General features: G+C 65.6%; 22 protein-coding genes. 7 read left to right on the top strand and 15 right to left on the bottom strand.

The genetic code is table 11. The annotated features are described in order from the left end of the window. Positions 1-80 precede the first annotated feature (80 nt). Positions 81-1499: an FAD-dependent oxidoreductase gene (locus QYS36_RS22705; RefSeq protein WP_308841630.1), complete on the top strand. Its 1419-nt coding sequence runs from the start codon at positions 81-83 to the stop codon at positions 1497-1499. Positions 1500-1678: 179 nt separating this feature from the next. Beyond that, on the top strand, positions 1679-2746 hold the full coding sequence (gene hemE / locus QYS36_RS22700) for a uroporphyrinogen decarboxylase (protein ID WP_308841629.1): 1068 nt from the start codon (positions 1679-1681) through the stop codon (positions 2744-2746). 6 nt (positions 2747-2752) lie between these two features. Here the strand turns inward: hemE and QYS36_RS22695 are convergent, their stop codons facing one another. After that, entirely contained in the window at positions 2753-3154 is a 402-nt protein-coding gene (locus QYS36_RS22695; protein ID WP_308841628.1) for a DUF2141 domain-containing protein, read from the bottom strand. An 82-nt stretch (positions 3155-3236) separates the two neighbouring features. On the opposite strand from QYS36_RS22695, the gene QYS36_RS22690 reads away from it, so the two are divergent. From QYS36_RS22690 to QYS36_RS22675, 4 genes are read left to right on the top strand one after another with little or no spacing between them, the layout of a single operon-like run. Continuing rightward, positions 3237-4154 carry a dialkylrecorsinol condensing enzyme gene (locus QYS36_RS22690; protein WP_308841627.1) on the top strand — a complete coding sequence of 306 codons (918 nt, stop codon included), beginning with the start codon at positions 3237-3239 and terminating at the stop codon, positions 4152-4154. A gap of 18 nt (positions 4155-4172) precedes the next feature. Next, positions 4173-5330: a beta-ketoacyl-ACP synthase III gene (locus tag QYS36_RS22685; protein WP_308841626.1), complete on the top strand. Its 1158-nt coding sequence runs from the start codon at positions 4173-4175 to the stop codon at positions 5328-5330. Further along, complete coding sequence (locus QYS36_RS22680; RefSeq protein ID WP_308841625.1) at positions 5320-5727, top strand: hypothetical protein; 408 nt, start codon at positions 5320-5322, stop codon at positions 5725-5727. The genes QYS36_RS22685 and QYS36_RS22680 overlap by 11 nt, the downstream gene beginning before the upstream one ends. After that, positions 5724-6725: a BtrH N-terminal domain-containing protein gene (locus QYS36_RS22675; RefSeq protein WP_308841624.1), complete on the top strand. Its 1002-nt coding sequence runs from the start codon at positions 5724-5726 to the stop codon at positions 6723-6725. Before QYS36_RS22680 ends, QYS36_RS22675 begins: the two co-directional genes overlap by 4 nt. Positions 6726-7151: 426 nt before the next feature. On the opposite strand, the gene QYS36_RS22670 is transcribed toward QYS36_RS22675, so the two are convergent. Genes QYS36_RS22670 through QYS36_RS22645 form a run of 6 tightly spaced genes read right to left on the bottom strand, consistent with a single transcriptional unit; the run spans position 7152 to position 11519 of the window. Beyond that, positions 7152-7703 (bottom strand): hypothetical protein, encoded by a 552-nt coding sequence (locus QYS36_RS22670; protein ID WP_308841623.1) that lies wholly within the window; start codon positions 7701-7703, stop codon positions 7152-7154. Beyond that, a complete protein-coding gene (locus QYS36_RS22665; protein ID WP_308841622.1) occupies positions 7700-8806 on the bottom strand; it encodes a beta-ketoacyl synthase N-terminal-like domain-containing protein in 1107 nt (368 codons plus the stop codon). Before QYS36_RS22665 ends, QYS36_RS22670 begins: the two co-directional genes overlap by 4 nt. Next, the gene (locus QYS36_RS22660) at positions 8803-9069 is read right to left on the bottom strand and encodes an acyl carrier protein (RefSeq protein WP_308841621.1); all 267 of its coding nucleotides are present in this window, start codon (positions 9067-9069) and stop codon (positions 8803-8805) included. The genes QYS36_RS22665 and QYS36_RS22660 overlap by 4 nt, the downstream gene beginning before the upstream one ends. After that, complete coding sequence (locus QYS36_RS22655; protein WP_308841620.1) at positions 9051-10238, bottom strand: ABC transporter permease; 1188 nt, start codon at positions 10236-10238, stop codon at positions 9051-9053. Before QYS36_RS22655 ends, QYS36_RS22660 begins: the two co-directional genes overlap by 19 nt. Further along, complete coding sequence (locus tag QYS36_RS22650; protein WP_308841619.1) at positions 10235-11119, bottom strand: ABC transporter ATP-binding protein; 885 nt, start codon at positions 11117-11119, stop codon at positions 10235-10237. Before QYS36_RS22650 ends, QYS36_RS22655 begins: the two co-directional genes overlap by 4 nt. After that, positions 11112-11519, bottom strand: coding sequence for a beta-hydroxyacyl-ACP dehydratase (locus QYS36_RS22645; protein WP_308841618.1), 408 nt, complete (start codon positions 11517-11519; stop codon positions 11112-11114). Before QYS36_RS22645 ends, QYS36_RS22650 begins: the two co-directional genes overlap by 8 nt. A 58-nt stretch (positions 11520-11577) precedes the next feature. Between QYS36_RS22645 and QYS36_RS22640 the strand changes: the two genes are divergently transcribed. Next, a complete protein-coding gene (locus tag QYS36_RS22640; protein ID WP_308841617.1) occupies positions 11578-12132 on the top strand; it encodes an isoprenylcysteine carboxylmethyltransferase family protein in 555 nt (184 codons plus the stop codon). A 41-nt stretch (positions 12133-12173) separates the two neighbouring features. Here the strand turns inward: QYS36_RS22640 and QYS36_RS22635 are convergent, their stop codons facing one another. From QYS36_RS22635 to QYS36_RS22600, 8 genes are read right to left on the bottom strand one after another with little or no spacing between them, the layout of a single operon-like run. Then, positions 12174-12614 (bottom strand): excinuclease, encoded by a 441-nt coding sequence (locus QYS36_RS22635; protein ID WP_308841616.1) that lies wholly within the window; start codon positions 12612-12614, stop codon positions 12174-12176. 18 nt (positions 12615-12632) lie between these two features. Beyond that, positions 12633-13034 (bottom strand): hypothetical protein, encoded by a 402-nt coding sequence (locus QYS36_RS22630; RefSeq protein ID WP_308841615.1) that lies wholly within the window; start codon positions 13032-13034, stop codon positions 12633-12635. Positions 13035-13068: 34 nt separating this feature from the next. Further along, positions 13069-14295 (bottom strand): beta-ketoacyl-ACP synthase, encoded by a 1227-nt coding sequence (locus QYS36_RS22625; protein WP_308841614.1) that lies wholly within the window; start codon positions 14293-14295, stop codon positions 13069-13071. Between the two features lie 16 nt (positions 14296-14311). Then, positions 14312-15040 (bottom strand): 3-oxoacyl-ACP reductase FabG, encoded by a 729-nt coding sequence (gene fabG / locus QYS36_RS22620; RefSeq protein ID WP_308841613.1) that lies wholly within the window; start codon positions 15038-15040, stop codon positions 14312-14314. Then, the gene (locus tag QYS36_RS22615) at positions 15037-15507 is read right to left on the bottom strand and encodes a hotdog family protein (protein WP_308841612.1); all 471 of its coding nucleotides are present in this window, start codon (positions 15505-15507) and stop codon (positions 15037-15039) included. The genes fabG and QYS36_RS22615 overlap by 4 nt, the downstream gene beginning before the upstream one ends. Beyond that, a complete protein-coding gene (locus QYS36_RS22610) occupies positions 15504-16697 on the bottom strand; it encodes a beta-ketoacyl-[acyl-carrier-protein] synthase family protein (protein WP_308841611.1) in 1194 nt (397 codons plus the stop codon). Before QYS36_RS22610 ends, QYS36_RS22615 begins: the two co-directional genes overlap by 4 nt. Further along, on the bottom strand, positions 16694-17173 hold the full coding sequence (locus tag QYS36_RS22605) for a DUF3261 domain-containing protein (RefSeq protein ID WP_308841610.1): 480 nt from the start codon (positions 17171-17173) through the stop codon (positions 16694-16696). The genes QYS36_RS22610 and QYS36_RS22605 overlap by 4 nt, the downstream gene beginning before the upstream one ends. Next, positions 17170-17892 carry a class I SAM-dependent methyltransferase gene (locus QYS36_RS22600; RefSeq protein ID WP_308841821.1) on the bottom strand — a complete coding sequence of 241 codons (723 nt, stop codon included), beginning with the start codon at positions 17890-17892 and terminating at the stop codon, positions 17170-17172. Before QYS36_RS22600 ends, QYS36_RS22605 begins: the two co-directional genes overlap by 4 nt. Positions 17893-17896: the final 4 nt, after the last annotated feature.

The raw sequence follows: 17896 nt of genomic DNA, 5'->3' as shown, positions 1-17896 counted from the left end.
ACGGCAGGGCGCGCCGCTCAACGTGATTGTCTTGCCGCGTCGAGCGTGTCGCTCGGCGCTGCTGCTAAGAGGTTTATGACATGGCTGAACGTCTGAATAACGACTTCCAGTTCATCGAAGTCGGGCGCAAAGACCCGAAGAAGAAGCTGCTGCGTCAGCGCAAGAAAGAATTCGTCGAGATCTACGACACCTTCAAACCGGCGCAGGCCGGCGAGCAGGCGCACCGCTGCCTGGGCTGCGGCAACCCGTATTGCGAATGGAAGTGCCCGGTGCACAACTTCATTCCCAACTGGTTGAAGCTGGTTTCCGAAGGCAACATCCTGGCCGCCGCCGAACTCAGCCACCAGACCAACACCCTGCCAGAAGTCTGCGGCCGCGTGTGCCCGCAGGATCGTCTGTGCGAGGGCGCCTGTACCCTCAATGACGGCTTTGGCGCGGTGACCATCGGTTCGGTGGAGAAGTACATCACCGATACCGCCTTCGCCATGGGCTGGCGCCCGGACATGTCCAAGGTCAAACCGACCGGCAAGCGCGTCGCCATCATCGGTGCCGGCCCGGCTGGCCTGGGCTGCGCGGATATTCTGGTGCGCAACGGGGTGACCCCGGTGGTGTTCGACAAGAACCCGGAAATCGGCGGTCTGCTGACCTTCGGCATCCCCGAGTTCAAGCTGGAAAAGAGCGTGCTGAGCAATCGCCGCGAAGTCTTCACCGGCATGGGCATCGAGTTCCGCCTGAACACCGAGATCGGCAAGGACATCGCCATGCAGCAGCTGCTGGATGAGTACGATGCCGTGTTCATGGGCATGGGCACCTACACCTACATGAAGGGTGGTTTCCCGGGCGAAGACCTGCCAGGCGTGCACGATGCGCTGGACTTCCTGATCGCCAACGTCAACCGCAACCTCGGCTTCGAGAAGGCGCCGGAAGATTTCGTCGACCTGAAGGGCAAGCGCGTGGTGGTGCTCGGCGGTGGCGACACCGCGATGGACTGCAACCGCACCTCGATTCGCCAGGGCGCCAAGGCGGTGACCTGCGCCTATCGCCGCGACGAAGCGAACATGCCGGGCTCGCGCAAGGAAGTGAAGAACGCCAAGGAAGAGGGCGTGAAGTTCCTGTTCAACCGTCAGCCCATCGCCATCGTCGGCGAGGACAAGGTCGAAGGCGTCAAGGTTGTCGAGACCCGTCTTGGCGAGCCGGATGCCCGTGGCCGTCGCAGCCCCGAGCCGATTCCGGGCTCCGAGGAGATCATTCCGGCCGAAGCCGTGCTGATCGCCTTCGGTTTCCGCCCGAGCCCGGCACCCTGGTTCGAGGCGTTCGACATCCGTATCGACACCCAGGGCCGCGTGGTGGCCCCGGAAAAGGCCACCTTCAAGCACCAGACCAGCAACCCGAAGGTGTTTGCCGGCGGTGACATGGTGCGCGGCTCCGACCTGGTGGTTACCGCCATCTACGAAGGGCGCAATGCCGCGGAAGGCATCCTCGACTATCTCGGCGTCTAAGCCGCTGCGCTGTACCTGTGGGAGGGGCTTTAGCCGCGCGCTTTGAATCGACGGCGTCGCCTCCCACAGAAGTGTTTGCCCGCGACAAATTGACCCGATAGAGAAAAGGCACGGCACTCGCCGTGCCTTTTATTGGGCGCTCTGCGAAAATAACCCCACTTTTTTCGCTGGATGTTGCCATGACTGCCTTGAAGAACGATCGTTTTCTGCGTGCCCTGCTCAAGCAGCCCGTCGACGTCACGCCGGTGTGGATGATGCGCCAGGCCGGTCGTTACCTGCCCGAGTACCGCGCCAGTCGCGCCAAGGCCGGGGATTTCATGAGCCTGATGATGAACCCCGAGTTCGCCTGCGAAGTCACCCTGCAGCCGCTCGACCGCTACCCGCAGCTCGATGCCGCGATCCTCTTCTCCGACATCCTCACCATCCCCCACGCCATGGGCCAGGGCTTGTACTTCGAGACCGGCGAAGGCCCGCGCTTCAAGAAGGTGATCAGCAGCGCCGCCGATATCGATGCCCTGCCGATTCCCGATCCTGAACAGGACCTGGGTTACGTGATGGATGCCGTGCGCACCATCAAGTCGGCGCTGAACGGTCGCGTACCGCTGATCGGCTTTTCCGGCAGCCCGTGGACGCTGGCGACCTACATGGTCGAAGGCGGCTCGTCGAAGGACTTCCGCAAGATCAAGGCGATGCTCTACGACCAGCCCGAGGCCATGCACGCGTTGCTCGACAAGCTGGCGCAGTCGGTGACCGCCTACCTCAACGGGCAGATTCGCGCAGGCGCCCAAGCGGTGCAGATCTTCGACACCTGGGGCGGTAACCTGTCGTCAGCGGCCTATCAGACCTTCTCCCTGGCCTACATGCAGAAGATCGTCGATGGCCTGATCCGCGAGCAGGACGGGCGCAAGATCCCGGTGATCCTGTTCACCAAGAATGGCGGCCTGTGGCTGGAGTCGATAGCCGCCACTGGTGCCGATGCGCTGGGCCTGGACTGGAGCTGCGACATCGGCGAGGCGCGCCGCCGTGTCGGCAACCAGGTGGCCCTGCAGGGCAACATGGATCCGACCGTGCTGTACGCCAAACCGGCGGCGATCCGCGCCGAAGTCGCGCGCATTCTTGAAAGCTATGGCAGTGGCAGCGGCCATGTCTTCAACCTGGGTCATGGCATTACCCCGGAAGTCGATCCGGCCCACGCTGGCGCCTTCCTCGAAGCGGTGCACGAGCTGTCGGCCCGCTACCACGGCTGATCGCGGTCAGTCCTTCTGCACCTTGCCGCGAGGCGGGTGCAGGCGGATGTCGAGCAGTGTGTCATCGTCGCCATGCTCGAACTGCGCCGCCCTTGGCACTGGCTTGCCCTTGAGCAAGCTCGGGTTGGCGGAGAAACCGACGGGCTCCAGCGGAATGCCGCGGGGGCTGAGGTCGAGGCGGCCGTTGCCGTTGGCGTCCTGATACAGCTGCAGGGCAAAACGCCCCGGCGGCACGTCCTCGAGAATAAGCTGATCACCGGCTCCCTGCTGGGTGCGCAGCAGCGGCTCCCAGCCTGGCTGGTCGGCGCTGACCAGGCCCAGGTATAGCGGGGCGTCACTCTGGTTACCCTGCACGCGTATCAGCAGGTTGCCCGCCTGGGCCGACAAGGGGCCAAAGAGGAGAACCACTGCGCATGCCGCGCAGCGTTTGGTTACGATTTGAAGAAGTCTCTGTGGCATAATCCGCCCATTTTGCAGGGATTCGCTCTAAATGCGTCAGGTTCTAGTCGTTCACTTTTCACAGACTGGCCAATTGAACCGCCTGGTGCAATCGGTCTGTGCGCCCTTGCAGGCCAGTGACGGCATCCAGGTGGATTTCCTGGCGTTGCAGCCGGCCACGCCTTTTCCCTTTCCGTGGCCCTTTCTTGGCTTCTTCCGGATCTTCCCGGAAACCGTGCTGATGAAGCCGCAGCCATTGCTGCCGCTGAAGGTCGATGCCGACAAGCGCTACGACCTGATCATTCTCGCCTACCAGGTGTGGTTCCTGTCGCCGTCGCTGCCGTTCACCAGCTTCCTCGCCTCGCCTGAAGCCGCTCGGTTGTTGAAGGATACGCCGGTGATCACCCTGATCGGCTGCCGCAATATGTGGCTGATGGCACAGGAAAAGGTCAAGGCGCGCCTGCAGGCGCTTGGCGCGAGACTGGTCGACAACGCCGTGCTGACCGATGCCTGTGGCACCGCCGCGAGCTTCCTGGCCACGCCGCTGTGGATGTTCACCGGCCGGCAGAAGCCCTACAGCTGGGTGCCGCGTGCCGGTATCGACGAGGCGCAAATGGCCGCGGCCAGCCGCTTTGGCGATGCCATGGTGAGGCGCCTGCTGGCTGACCAGCGGCCTATCGAACGACCGATGCTCAGCGGCCTGGGTGCAGTAAAGGTGGATGAAAAACTGATCGCCAGCGAAAAGGTCGGCAACCGCAGCTTTACCCTGTGGAGCCGCCTGCTCTCTGCGCTCGGCCCCCAGCACAGTCGGCGCCGCGGTGCCGGGCTGGTGGTGTATATCGTTTTCCTGATCTGCCTGATTCTCACCGTGGTGCCGATCAGCGCGCTGTTGAAAAAGTTGTTGGCCCCGTTGTTAAAGGCGCGCATCCGGCGCCAGAAGGCCTACTTCGCCGGCCCGTCCGGCGAGTGAAGTGACCGAGGTAATCCCGTGGTAGCACCCGTATTCATCAACCGTATCAGCGCCAGCCTGCCCCATGACCCGGTCGATAACGAGCAGATGGAAGCGCGCCTCGGCAGGGTCGGCGGCAAGCCCTCGCGGGCGCGCAAGCTGGTGTTGCGCCGCAACGGCATCCAGCAGCGCCACTACGTCATCGACCCGCAGACCGGCGAGCCGAGCATGACCAACGCGCAGCTCAGCGCCGCGGCGATTCGTGGTCTGGTTGGCGACGGCTTTACCCTGGACAGCCTGGATTGCCTGGTCGCCAGCACCTCGTCGCCCGACCAGGTGATGCCGGGCCACGGGGTGATGGTGCACGGCGAGCTCGGCAATCCGCCTTGCGAGGTCGCCACCACGGCGGGCATCTGCCTGTGCGGGATGACCGCGCTGAAATACGCCTGGATGAGCGTGGCCAGTGGTGAAAGCCGCAACGCCGTGGCCTGTGGCTCGGAGGTCGCGTCGACGCTGATGCAGGCGCGCAACTTCAACGCCGAGTACGAAAGCCGCGTCGAAGAGCTGGAGAACCACCCGGAAATCGCCTTCGAGAAGGACTTCCTGCGCTGGATGCTTTCCGATGGCGCCGGCGCCGTGCTGCTGCAGGATCGCCCCAATGCCAGCGGGCTGAGCCTGCGGGTCGACTGGCTGGACATTCTCTCCTTCGCCGACCAGATGCCGGCCTGCATGTATGCCGGTGCCGAGATGCAGGATGGCAGTCTGCGGGGCTGGAGCCGTTATGACGCCGACGAGCGCGCCCGGCACTCGCTGATGGCGATCAAGCAGGACGTCAAACTGCTCAACGACAACATCGTCAGATACACCGTGGTCGAGGCGCTGCGCCGCATCATGGCGCGCCGCGAGCTGCGCGTGGCGGACATCGACTGGTTCCTGCCGCACTACTCCTCGGAGTTCTTCCGTGAGCGCCTGGCCACGGGCCTGGCCGAGGTCGACCTGGCGATCCCGATGGCGCGCTGGTTCACCAACCTGACCCGCAAGGGCAACACGGGGGCGGCGTCGATCTTCATCATCCTCGAAGAGCTGTTCAACGGCGGGCAGCTGCGCAGCGGTCAGAAACTGCTCTGCTACGTGCCGGAAAGCGGGCGTTTCTCCAGTGCATTCATGCACCTCACGGTGGTCGGCGATGAAGCTTGACGAGGTTCCCCAGGATCCGGATTCCGCCTACGGCGGGCACAGCAAATTGCTCTACGCCGTCGACGACAAGGGGCATTACCGGGGGGCTCAGAGCGCCGGCTGGGAGCCTGAGTCGTATTCCACCCAGTTGGCCGTTGCCGAGCTGCAGGCCCAGGAGGCCGAGGCCTATGCCGGCTGGCAGCGCGGCGAGCTGTCGCCACTCAAATGCCTGATGTATCGCTATCGCATGGATGAGCCGGCGCTGGCGCAGATAGCCGGGCTGTGGCAGTGGCGGGTGCGGCGGCACTTCCGCCCGGAAATCTATCGGCGCCTGAGCGATTCGCTGCTGGGCCGCTATGCCGAGGCCTTTGGCTTGAGCGTCGACGAGCTGCGTCGTTACCAGAAGGAACTGCCATGAGCGCGTTCGAACATCGCCAGAGTGCCCACTGCGAAAGCGGCGTGATGGCCAGCCTGCTGAGCCAGGCCGGCCTGCCGATGAGCGAGCCGATGGCCTTTGGCCTGGCATCGGGCCTGGCGTTCGCCTATCTGCCGATCGTCAAGCTCGGCGGTATGCCGCTGATTGCCTACCGCATGCCGCCGCGGCACCTGATCAAGACCCTCAGCAAGCGCCTGGGTGTGCGCCTGAGCAGCCGCACGTTCAGCAACCCCGAGCAGGGGCGCCGGGCCCTCGACGAGGCGCTGGACAGCGGCCGCCTGGTCGGGTTGCAGAGCTCGGTGTTCTGGCTGCCGTACTTCCCGCCGGAGATGCGCTTTCACTTCAACGCTCACAACCTGCTGGCCTATGGGCGCGAGGGCGATGACTACCTGCTCAGCGACCCGGTATTCGAGGCGCCGATGCGCTGCGCTGGCGCGGATTTGCAGAAGGCCCGCTTCGCCAAGGGTGCCCTGGCGGCCAAGGGGCTGATGTATTACCTGGATGAGGTGCCAGCCGAGCAGGATTGGCAGCGGCTGATCCGCCAGAGCGTGCTGTCCACCTCGCGGATTCTCGATGGCCTGCCGCTGCCATGGGTCGGCATTCGCGGTATCCGCCACCTGGCCAGGTGCGTGGAGAGGCTCGACCCGGCCCAGGCCAAGTACAACCGTCTGTACCTCACCCACATCGTGCGCATGCAGGAAGAGATCGGCACTGGCGGCGCGGGGTTTCGCTTCATGTATGCCAGTTTCCTGCAGGAGGCCGGCGAAAAGATCGGCGACGCCACGCTGCGCGAAGCCTCGACGCGCCTGACCGCGGTGGGCGACGACTGGCGCCAGTTCGCCTCGGCCTGTGTGCGGGCCAGCCGTAGCAAGGGCGAGGCGCCGGATTTCAGGCCGATCGCCGAGAGGCTGCGGGGGATTGCGGATCAGGAGCGGGTGCTGATGAAGGAGCTGGGGGCTTGGGCGAAGCGCAAGGGCTGAGGTAAGGATTTAGAAATCCAGAAACGGACATCCAGCGACCTCGTGGGAGCGGCTTTAGCCGCGAGGTTTCTAGCAAAGGCCGCTATATAGGCTTTGCATGGGCTGTGGTTTCCTAGAGTTATCGCATTGCTCTTGCGTTCGGTTCCGCTCTGACGAGCGGGTTCCTTTTGGCATTGCCCCAAAAGGAACCAAAAGGTCTAGCCCCGACATCCGGCCCCAGCTGCGCTGGGGTTCCCTCATTACATCGTTGTTCCGGGGGCCGGCCTGGAAGGGCCATCCATGGCCCATCAGGCCTCTCGCCGCATCCCTGCGGCTCGTCCCCCTGCACAACGATTCCATTCGGCCTCCTGAAGGGGCGATTGGTGTCGCCTGTTATTCCCGTACAAGAGAAACATTAAGAAGCCAAAGAGAGCCGGCGGTCGCCGCTTACAGCTGCAACTGCAGCACCTCGATCCCTGCCGTCAGCTCGGCAAAGTCTGCTGCCTGGCTTGGGCCCTCGACCAGCACTGCCTGGGCCTCGAAGCTGTCGTCTTCATCGATCAGCACCAGCAGCGCCTGGCCGATCAGGCCGTCGGCCAGATCCAGCCCGGCCAGGGCCTGCAGGTGCTTCCAGGCGTGCGGGCCGGCGCCGATAAACAGGTTCGGCCCTTCCAGGCCCAGTTGCGCGGCGACGTGAAAGCCGGCGGCATTGCTGACGCTGTTGACGAATTCGAAGGGCTTGGGCTGCAGCTGGTGCACGCACACGCTGTCGAGCAGCGAGCCCATGGTGGCCCGCGCCGGATGGCGCGAAGCCAGGTACAGGCCGCAGTCGCTGCGGATCTTGGTTCGCAGCGGCGCGGCACACAGCAGGGCCTGCAGGATCAGCCGGTCGATGCGCCGTGGCGTGGTCGGCAGCCAGTTGATCAGCGTGGCTTTCAGCTCCTTGTCGGAGTTCTCCGCGTCCCCGCGCACGCTGCAGGCGGCTATCACGGGGCTCATGGGGCGTCCTCCGCGCAGCGTTGCAGCACCAGGCTGGCGTTGTTGCCGCCGAAACCGAAGAAGTTGGCGAGCAGCAGGCTGTCCTCGCCAATCGCCAGGGGCTCGGCAGACAACGGCAGCAGCGCTTCGGCGGCGTAGTCGCAGGCCGGCAGGTGCTTGAGGTTCTCCACCAGCAGCAGGGTTTCCGCCAGGCCGCAGGCGCCCAGGGTGTGGCCGAGCCAGGGCTTGAGCACGCACAGCGCTGGCAGCGCCTCACCGAACAGCAGGCGCACGCCATTGCTTTCGGCGCTGTCATTGGCTCCCGTTGCGGTGCCGTGGGGTTTCACCAGGCCGATCTGCTCGGCACTCACGCCGGCACTGCGCAAGGCTTCGCGCATCACCCACTCGATATGGCTGCCGTCTTCGCGGGTATTGGTCAGGCTGCTGGTGTCGCAGGCGCTGAAGCCGCCCAGCAGGCGGGCCAGCGGTGCAGGCCCAGGTTCCAGGCTCAGCAGGGCCGCCGCATAGGCTTCGCCCAGCAGCAGGCCGTCGCGTTGCGGGTGGAAAGGGCGGTACTCGCCGCTGGGCGATACCAGGCCGAGGGCGCCAAAGCCTTGCTGGGCGATGGCGCTGGGTGTTTCGAAGGCCAGCACCAGCGCCCGGCGGTAGCGCCCGGCAGCAAGCAGGCGGGCGCCATACAGCAAGCCGTTGGCGGCACTGGTGCAGGCGGTGTTGAGGGTGAAGGCATCGGCGAAAGCGAAGCGCGCGCGCAGCCGTTCGGCGATCAGGTCGAGGGAGGTCGAGTGCTCCGGGCGAAAGCCGCCGTGCTGGGCGGCCAGTGCTTCCAGCTCGTCGATATCCAGGCTGGTGCTGGCAACGATCAGCAGGCAGTCGGCCAGGGCGCTGGTGTCGTCGCCCAGGGTTTCATGGATCAGCCGGTCGAAATGCTCGTCCGGGCTTTGCTCGCCGGCCACGGTGAGGTAATGGCGCGGCTCCTGCAATTCATGCAGTAGCACGGTGCTGGCCGCAGGCCTCCGGCCACTGCGCAGGGCGGCGTTGGCGGCGCACAGGTCGGCGCCGAGGGCACTGTGCAGGGCGCCTCGCTGCAGGTAGACGGGCGTCACTGCTGTTGCCTGATGAAGGCCGCGATACTGGCGATGCTGTTGAGAATACGACGGCCGTCCTTGGCGCCTTCGATACGCACGCCATAGTGCTGCTGCAGCGCCAGGGAGACCTGCAAGGCATCCAGGCTGTCCATCTGGATGCGGCTCTGCTGGCCGAACAGCGGCTCGTCGTCGTCGATGCTTTGCCAGTCGATATCGTCTTCCTTGTCGCACTCGCGAATCAGCAATTGCTTGAGCTTTTCTTCTAGTAGTGTGTGGTCCATTGCGTTTGCTGTACTCGTTTGTGGAACAGGAACAAGCCGCTGATGCCGGCCACCGCTGCGAACAGCAGCAGGCGAGCGCAGCCGGGGGCTACTTCGTTCAGTGAGCCGTGGCCCACCAGCAGGCTGAGGAAGGCGTCCAGTGCCCAGCTCATCGGTGATACCTCGGCCAGTTGGCGCATGGCCTCGGGCATCACGCTCTTGGGCACCATGATGCCGCCAATGGCTGCGAGGATGATATTGATCCCGCCGCCAAGCAATAGGGCTTGTTCACTACTGCGCGCCAATGCGGCCAGCAACAGGCCCAGGCTGCTGGTGGCCAGGGCGATGCTGGCGGCCAGCAGGGCATAAGCGGGCAGGCTGCCATTGAGCGCCAGTGCGGGCAGGCCGACCAGCGGCAAACCGTACACGCCGATGCTCAGCAGCACCACGAACTGCACCAGGTTGATGGCCAGGTAGGGCAGCATCTTGCTCGCCGCCAGGGTGCCGAGCCCCAGGCCCAGGCAGCGAAAACGCAACAGCGCGCCACTCTGTTGCTCGCGCTGGAAGCTGCCGGCCATCGGCAGCACCACGAAGAACATGCCGAAGATCAGCCAGGCCGGCACGCTCATCTGCGTGGCGTTGGCCTGGGCGCTCAGGTCGCCGCTGGCCAGGCGCTCCCTCTCGTCGATACGGCTCTCGGTGCGTTGCTGGATCCGTTCGAGCTGCTCGGCCGGCGTCAGGTCTTCTTGCAGCGCGCCGCTGTCCTGCAGGTAGGCGCGTAGCCGGGTCTGCGCCAGGGCGATGGTCACTGCAGCGTGCAGGCGCTGGCGCGACAGGCGGTCGAACTGCGCGGGAAAGCTCAGTGCCGGGCCGTGATGGGGAGTGTCCAGCAGGCGCTGGTCGAAGTCGGCGGGTAGGCTGACGCGCGCCATCTGAGTGGGCCCGTCTTCCCGCAACTGGCTGTCGGGCAACTGCGCCTGCAGGGCAGCGTGAAAGAAGCGGCTAGACTCGCTCTGCTGCGGTGCCTCCAGCACCAACTGCAAAGGCGGTGGGCGATCCTGCAGGTAGCTGGACATGGCGCCGGCCATGATCACCAGAAACAGCGTCGGCATGAGGAACAGCACGGCCAGCGCATGGGGGTCGCGCAGCAGCAGGAGGGTTTCCTTGCGAACCAGGGCGCGCAGCCTCATAGCCGGCCTCCGTTGAGGCGCAGGTACAGCTGCTCCAGGGACGGGCGGCCGAAGCGCAGCAGGCTCGGCGTTTGCGGCTGTGCGGCGATGAAACGGGTGATCGCCAGCAACTGTTCGACGTCCAGCGTGGCGATACGCACGCCGTTGGGCGTGTGCTCGGCGTTCAGGCCCAGTTCGGCGAGTAGCGCTGGCAGGGCGTCGGGGGCTTGCTCGGGCCATTCCAGAAACAGCCCGGGTTGCTCACCGAGCAACTGGTGCTTGTCGATATCCAGCTGCACGCGGCCTTCGTGCAGCAGCAGGATGCGATCGGCCACCTGTTCCACTTCATCCAGGTAGTGGCTGGTGTAGATCACCGCCTTGCCCTCGGCGACCAGTTGCTGCACGGCGTCGAGCAGCAGTTGGCGGCTGGCGGCGTCGACGCCCACGGTGGCCTCGTCGAACAGATACAGCTCGGCCGGTTGCAACAGACCGATGGCGAAGTTCAGGCGCCGCTGTTCGCCGCCGGAGAGGCGCTCGGCGCGGCGCTCGAGTTTGTCCTGCAGCGCCGTGGTGGCGATGCAGCGCTCCATGCAGTGGCGCCGCTCGGCGCCGCGCAGCCCGTAGAGATCGGCGAACAGCGCGAGGTTTTCCTTCACCTTCAGGCCGGCGTAGAAAGCCAGTTGCTGGGGCACCAGGCCCAGGCGCCGCTCGATGTGCCAGACGATCTGCCCATCCAGGGGCTGCAGCACGCCGCTGAGCAGCGACAGCAGGGTGGTCTTGCCGGCACCGTTGCTGCCTAAAAGGCCCAGGCACTGGCCGGCCTGCAATTGCAGGTCGATGCCGTTCAACGCCGGCTGCGTGGCGCCAGGGTAGCGGTAGGCGAGGTGGCTGAGCTCAAGCACGAACGAGCACCAACAGCAGCTTGCCGTCCAGCAGCAGGCGCCCGCCTTCGTGCACGCAGAAGCCGTAGAGGGCGCCAGCCGGGCTCAGGGCTTCCTGGGTCGCGCTGACCAGCAGGGCGCCGTTACGCTCGGTGGGGTGATAATGCAGCTGCAACTGGGAGAGTTTGCCGACCAGGGCCATTTCGATGGCGCTGTCATTGCCGTATAAGGCACCATGCGCGGCACATAATTGGGCCGCCGCCTCGAACAGCAGGCAGGCAGAGGCGTTTTCGCCCAGGCCATTGAGGTGCTGCCAGCTGCTCAGGCCGCGAATGCCGCTGGTGTCGTGCTCGAGCACAGCGTCCAGCCAGAGGGCCGGGCCCTGATGCGGCAGCAGTGAGTGCAGTTGGGTGCGATCCATGGCGGGCGTCTGGCGTGCGAGCGCAGCAGTGTAACAGAGGGTATTGGGGAGCAAGCGAGTGGGTGGTTGGCAATTGGTGGTTTTCGTGGGGCTGAGTGTCGCCCTGACACTGGTCTCCTGGCGCTCGCTGGGCAACCCGCGCAGCCATGGTTTCTACCGCTACTTCGCCTGGGAAGTGATGCTGGTGATGCTGGTGCTCAACGCGCCGTTCTGGTTCGAGAACCGCTCCGCCGTGCATCAGCAGATTTCCTGGGTGTTGCTGACCACCTCGCTGGTGGTGCTGTTCGCCGGCATACACCAGATGCGCCGCTTTGGCCGCGCCACGGAGCAGCGCCAGGATGACGAGCTGTTCGCCTTCGAGCGCACCTCGCAACTGGTCACCAGCGGCATCTTCGGCTACATCCGCCATCCGATGTACTGTTCGCTGCTGCTCTTGGCCTGGGGTATCGCCTGGAAGCAGCCGGGTGTTCTGGTCATGCTCCTGGCCGTGGCGGCCAGTGTGCTGCTGTGGCTCGCCGCGCGTTGCGAGGAGCACGAGTCGCTGGTCTATTTCGGCGACGCCTACCGCGACTACATGGCGCGTAGCCGGATGTTCGTGCCCTTCATCTTCTGAGCTGAGGCGCCGCAAGGCGATGCCCGCGGCGCATCACGGCCTTACTTCACGCTCGCGTACTTACCCTTCAGTGCAACGCCGGCCATGATGGCGCCGGCGTGGCATTCGAACTTGCTGCTGTCGCGGTATTCCTTGTTCTTGTAGTTGCTGGCCAGGTCGACCACGGCGTTGGCGCCGGCGGCCTTGGCCGAGTTCTGCAGCTTGATCAGGGCCGACTGCAGTACCCAGCGGCAGGCTTCTTCGTCGGTCTTGTTGAAGGCGTTGGTCTTCTGGCTGGTGGTGACGTTGGCGTTGATGATCTTGGCGCCGGCCGGGGTCTTGTTCAGGTAGAACTTCACCGAGCCGTCGAGGCGGCCGGCCTGGGTGGCTTCGTTGACCACCGACTGGAAGTCCAGGAAGTGGGCGGTGTCACGGGCCTGGCTGATGGCAGGCAGCAGGGCGGCGGTAAGCAGTGCAGCAGCGGTCAAGCGTTTCGCGTTCATCAGGTTTCTCCTGGAGTGTCACTGGGGCATTGAAAGGGGTGGGCTACGCAGTTCCTGCTGGATGCTGCGATCAAGGTTACGAACCCACTTGTTGTAGTTACGGTGGATCTTGCCGTCGCGATAACCGAGATTGTGGCTGTCGCGATAGCGAATCGAGTAACTCGACGCGGTGTAAGGAATGGTGATTTGCGCCTCATGGCTGCGGCGTGTAATCGAAGCCAGGATCTGCCCCTGGTCGGCACGCTCGACGGTCCACTGGCGGCGTTGCAGGGCGGTCAGGATCGCCCGGCGCATGTCATCCTGACTTTTGGCCGCAGTCGGTGGCACGCTGCTGGAGATGTTCAGCACCGGTTTCGAGGTACAGGCGGTAATGCCCAGCAGCAGCACGGCAAGCAGGGCGAAGCGATTGAAGCGAGACATCATCCATGGTCCTTGTCAGTGAAGGTTTCAGCGGTCAGCGCCAGCGGCGAAATACCAGGGAGGTATTGACCCCGCCAAAGGCGAAATTGTTGTTCATCACGTATTCGTTGCTCATTTCGCGGAATTCGCCGCGCAGGTAGTCCAGCTCGCCGCAGGCCGGGTCGATGTGATCCAGGTTGAGGGTGTGCACGTAGCTGTCGCGGTTGAGCATCTCGATGCTGAACCAGGATTCCAGCGCGCCGCAGGCACCCAGGGTGTGGCCGAAGTAGCTCTTCTGCGAGCTGATCGGCATGCGTGGGCCGAACAGGCTGCTGGTGGCCTGGGTTTCGGCGACGTCACCCTGTTCGGTGGCAGTGCCGTGGCCATTGACGTAGCCAATGGCCTCCGGCGTCAGCGCGGCATCTTCCAGGGCCAGTTCCATGGCCCGGCGCATGGTGCTCTGCACCGGCTTGGTGGCGTGCTGGCCATCGGCGTTGCAACCGAAACCGACGATTTCGGCGTGGATGGTGGCGCCGCGTGCCAGGGCGTGTTCCAGCTCTTCGAGAACCAGCATGCCGGCACCCTCGCCGATCACCAGGCCGTCACGGCCGCTGTCGTAGGGGCGCGGGCTGGTGTGCGGTGCATCGTTCTTCAGGCTGGTGGCGTACAGCGCATCGAAGACCATGGCCTCGGTCGGGCACAGCTCCTCGGCGCCGCCGGCGAGCATCAGCGGCAGGCGACCGAACTTGATCGCCTCGTAGGCGTAGCCGATGCCCTGGCTGCCGCTGGTGCAGGCGCTGGAGGTGGGGATCAGCCGGCCGGTGAGGCCGAAGAAGATGCTGATATTGGCCGCCGTGGTGTGCGGCATCATGCGGATGTACGAGTTGGCGTTGAGGCCGTCGGCCACCGAGTTGAGCAGCATGTTGCCGAACGCCTTGATCTCCTCGGTGCTACCGGTGGACGAGCCACAGGCCACACCCATGCGCCCGTCCTTGATGCTGTGGTCATCCAGCAGGCCGGCATGGGCCAGGGCGCGCTCGGCGGCATACACCGACAGGCGCGACACGCGGCCCATGCTGCGCAGTTGCTTGCGGGTCCAGTGGGCTGGCACGACGAAGTCGTCGACCGGGCCGCCCAGGCGGGTGTTCAGCTCGCTGAAACGATCCCACTCGTGCATGACCCGGATGCCGCTACGGTCGGCGCGGAAGTTCGCCGCGATGCTGTCCCAGCTGTCGCCCAGGGAGGTAATGCCGGCCATGCCGGTAACGACTACGCGCTTCATGCCACTTCACTCTTGATCAACACAGACCGCCATTCACGGCGATCACCTGGCGGGTAATGTAGGCCGCCTCTTCGGACATCAGAAAGTTCACCGTGCCGGCCACCTCCTCGGGGGTGCCCATGCGCGCGGCGGGGATCATCTTGAGGATCTCCTCGAGCGGCACGTGCTCGTCGAGAATCTCGGTATCGATCAGCCCCGGGGCCACGCAGTTGACGGTGATCTTGCGCTTGCCCAGCTCGATCGCCAGGGCCTTGGCCGCGCCGATGATGCCGGCCTTCGATGCACTGTAGTTGACCTGGCCGCGGTTGCCGATCAGCCCGGAAACCGAGGTGATGCAGACGATACGCCCTGGCTTGCGGCGACGCACCATCGGCATCGTCAGCGGATGCAGCACGTTGTAGAAACCATCCAGATTTGTGCGCAGCACCACATCCCAGTCGTCCTCGCTGAGTGCCGGGAAGGCGCCGTCGCGGGTCAGCCCGGCGTTGCACACCACGCCGTAGTAGGCGCCGTGGCTTTCCACGTCGGCTTCCAGGGCGCTGCGGCAGGCGGTGCGATCGGCGACGTCGAACTGCAGGATGCGCGCCTGCTGGCCGAGGGCTGCGATCTCGCGCTGCACCGCTTCGGCCTCGTCGCGGCGCGAGCGGCAGTGCAGCACCAGATCGAAGCCGGCGCGGGCCAGGCGCAGGGCAATGGCACGGCCGATACCGCGGCTCGATCCGGTGACCAGAATGGTCTCGCTCATTGGGACGGCTCCTGAGTGAGTGGGGGTTCTTGGATATAGGTGGACACGTCGCGGGGCTGGAATACGTTCAGCCGCGCCTCGACCAGGATGCCCGGGCCTTCGAGGCGGCATTCGAACACGCACATGCCGTTGTCGTCCTGCAGGGAGCGGTTGGCGTGGATCAGCAGGGTGCTGCCGGCTGGGAAACGGTCGACGTTGCAGCCGTAGTTGCGCGTGCCGAGCAGGAAGCCCAGCTCCACCGGCAGGCCTTGTTCACGGGCGTGACAGCCGGCGAAAGCGGCGACGCTCTGGGCCATCAGCTCGATGCCGACGATGGCCGGCAGGCTGCCGTCGGCCTGGCTGAACAGGCCGCCCGGGCGCACCACCAGGCGGGTGTCGATATGCTCGGCGCCGAACCCCAGCACCTCGTCGATCAGAATCATGTCGCCAGCGTGGGGCACCAGCTCGGCGACGGGCCAGACACTCACGGCAGGTCTCCCAGGACTAATGAAATGTTGTTGCCGCCAAAGGCGAACGAATTGCTCATCAGATAACGCCGCTCGCCCGGCGGCAACTGTTCTTGCCCGCCGACCAGCTTCAGCCGCGGTAGCTGCGGCTCGGCCTGGCCATCCCAGACGTGCGGCGGCAGGCGATTGGCGGTGTTGTAGTCGCTCAGCGTCAGCCAGCAGAAGGCCGCCTCCAGGGCGCCGGCGGCGCCCAGGGTATGGCCGGTCAGCGGCTTGCTCGACGAACAGGCCACGCCGGCCGGGAACAGCGCCTGCACCGCCAGGCTTTCCATGGCGTCGTTGTGGGTGGTGGCGGTGCCGTGCAGGTTCAGGTAGCCGATCTGCTCGGCCTCCAGGCCTGCGGCACTCAGCGCCTTGCGCATCGCCTGCTGGGCGCCGAGGCCCTCGGGGTGCGGTGCGGAAATATGGTGGGCATCGGAGGTCGCGCCGCCACCGAGCAGGCCGATGCCGGGGCGCTGTTCGGCGCGGGTCATCAGGAACAGCGCGGCGGCTTCGCCGATATTGATGCCACGGCGGTTCATCGAGAACGGATTGCAGCGCTCGTCGGACACCGCTTCCAGGCTGGCGAAGCCGTTCAGGGTCAGCTTGCACAGGCTGTCCACGCCGCCACACAGCACCGCATCGCAAATGCCCATGCGCAGCAGGCGCTGGGCAGCGAGCAGGGCCCGGCCGCTGGAGGTACAGGCCGTGGACTGGCAATAGGCCGGCCCGCTGAGGCCCAGCCAGTCGGCCAGGAAGCTGGCCGGCGCAGCGATTTCCTGGCGGCTGTAGCGGTAGGCCTCCGGCAGCTCGCCGTGGTGCACGTACTCGGCGATATGTTCGCCGGCTTCGGCGATGCCCGAGGTGCTGGTGCCGAGCACCACGGCGATGCGGCTGGCGCCGTATTTCGCGATGGCCGCCTGGATGTCGTCGTGGATTTCCAGGGCGGCAGCCAGCAGCAGGCGATTGTTGCGGCTGGCGAGGTGTTCGAAACCAGCGGGCATCTCGGCCAGCGGCGCATCGACGGCACCGACGGTAACGGCGCGTTCGGGGATCCAGCCCTCCTGGCGGCGCATGCCGCTGGTGTCGCCGGCGAACAGGGCGTCGGCGACCGCCTGCTTGCCTTGGCCGAGGGCGCAGATCACGCCGAGGGCGTCGAGTCGAGCGATCATGGTTGCGTCTCCAGCGGGCGCACGCGGTACTGCTGCGTGGCGTTGCTCAGTTCGATGGCTTGCCCGGCGCCGTAGCGGATCCGCCAGTCGGGCGCCAGCTGGCGCCCCTCGGCGCCCTGGCGCCAGTGTTCGCCAGCATAGCTGCCCGCCAGTTGATCATCTGGCGTGAGGGCGAACAGCAGGGCGGCGAACAGCTCGCGGGCGGCGGCATTGGGCGGCAGCAGGCCGTCATTGTGCCAGGTCCCATCGGCCAGCGATTGCCGGGCCAGCGGCACGCCGAGCGGGTCGAACAGCGACCAGCGCAGGGCGGTGCCTTCGGCCTGGATCACCAGCAGCCAGTCCTGGCCATCGGCGGTGCTCACCTGCAGCGACATCGGCAGCGGCTGCGCCAGGCGTGGCGAGGCGGTGGGCAGCGGCGTGCGCGCGGCGCAGGCGCTCAGCAGCAGGATGCAGGCGAGGGTCAGCAGGCGTTTCATGCAGGCTCCAGGGGTTTGCGCACCGCGGCGTTGACCAGGGTTTCGTTGCGCTGGCCAAACGGCTTGGCCTTGCGGATGCCCCAGCGCTCCAGCAGGCCGAAGTCTTGCGAGCGGCTCCACCACAGGTACGGGTAGGAAACGTTGCGCGCGCTGAACTCGAAGCCTTGCTGGCGCAGCATAGCGAGGTATTCGTCGGCGCTCTTCTGCACCTCCATCGGGTGGCGGAACAGCCAGCGGATCACCCAGGTGTCGATGTAGTACTTGGTCGACTCGGCGAACAGCAGCAGGCCGCCGGGCTTGAGCACCCGCCAGAACTCGGCCAGCGCCTGCTGCTGCTCGACCAGATGGTGGAAGGTCTGGTGGCAGAAAAGCATATCCACGCTGGCGTCGGGCAGCCCGATCGCCGCGCAGTCGCTGGCGATCAGCTCGACGTCCAGGCCCAGGCGCTGGGCTTCGGCACCTGAGCAATCGAGGCTGTGCGGGTCGGCATCCAGGCCGATGATGCGCGCCGGCTGAAACGCCCGCTGCAGCAGGCCGAACGACTTGCCCTGGCCGCAGCCGGCATCGAGCAGCACCGGCGCGGCCGGCAGCGGGCCGTCAATCAGTGTCTGCAGGTCGTCGATGGCCACGCGCAGCACATGGTGCTGCCACACGTGGCTGCGCAGGAACCAGAAACCAAAGCCGGTTTCCTCGACATAGGTGGCCGCGGCGCGGTGCATCGAA

The organism is Pseudomonas sp. G34 (genome assembly GCF_031119625.1).
Lineage (GTDB): Bacteria > Pseudomonadota > Gammaproteobacteria > Pseudomonadales > Pseudomonadaceae > Aquipseudomonas.
This window is presented reverse-complemented; position numbering and strand designations above follow the sequence as displayed.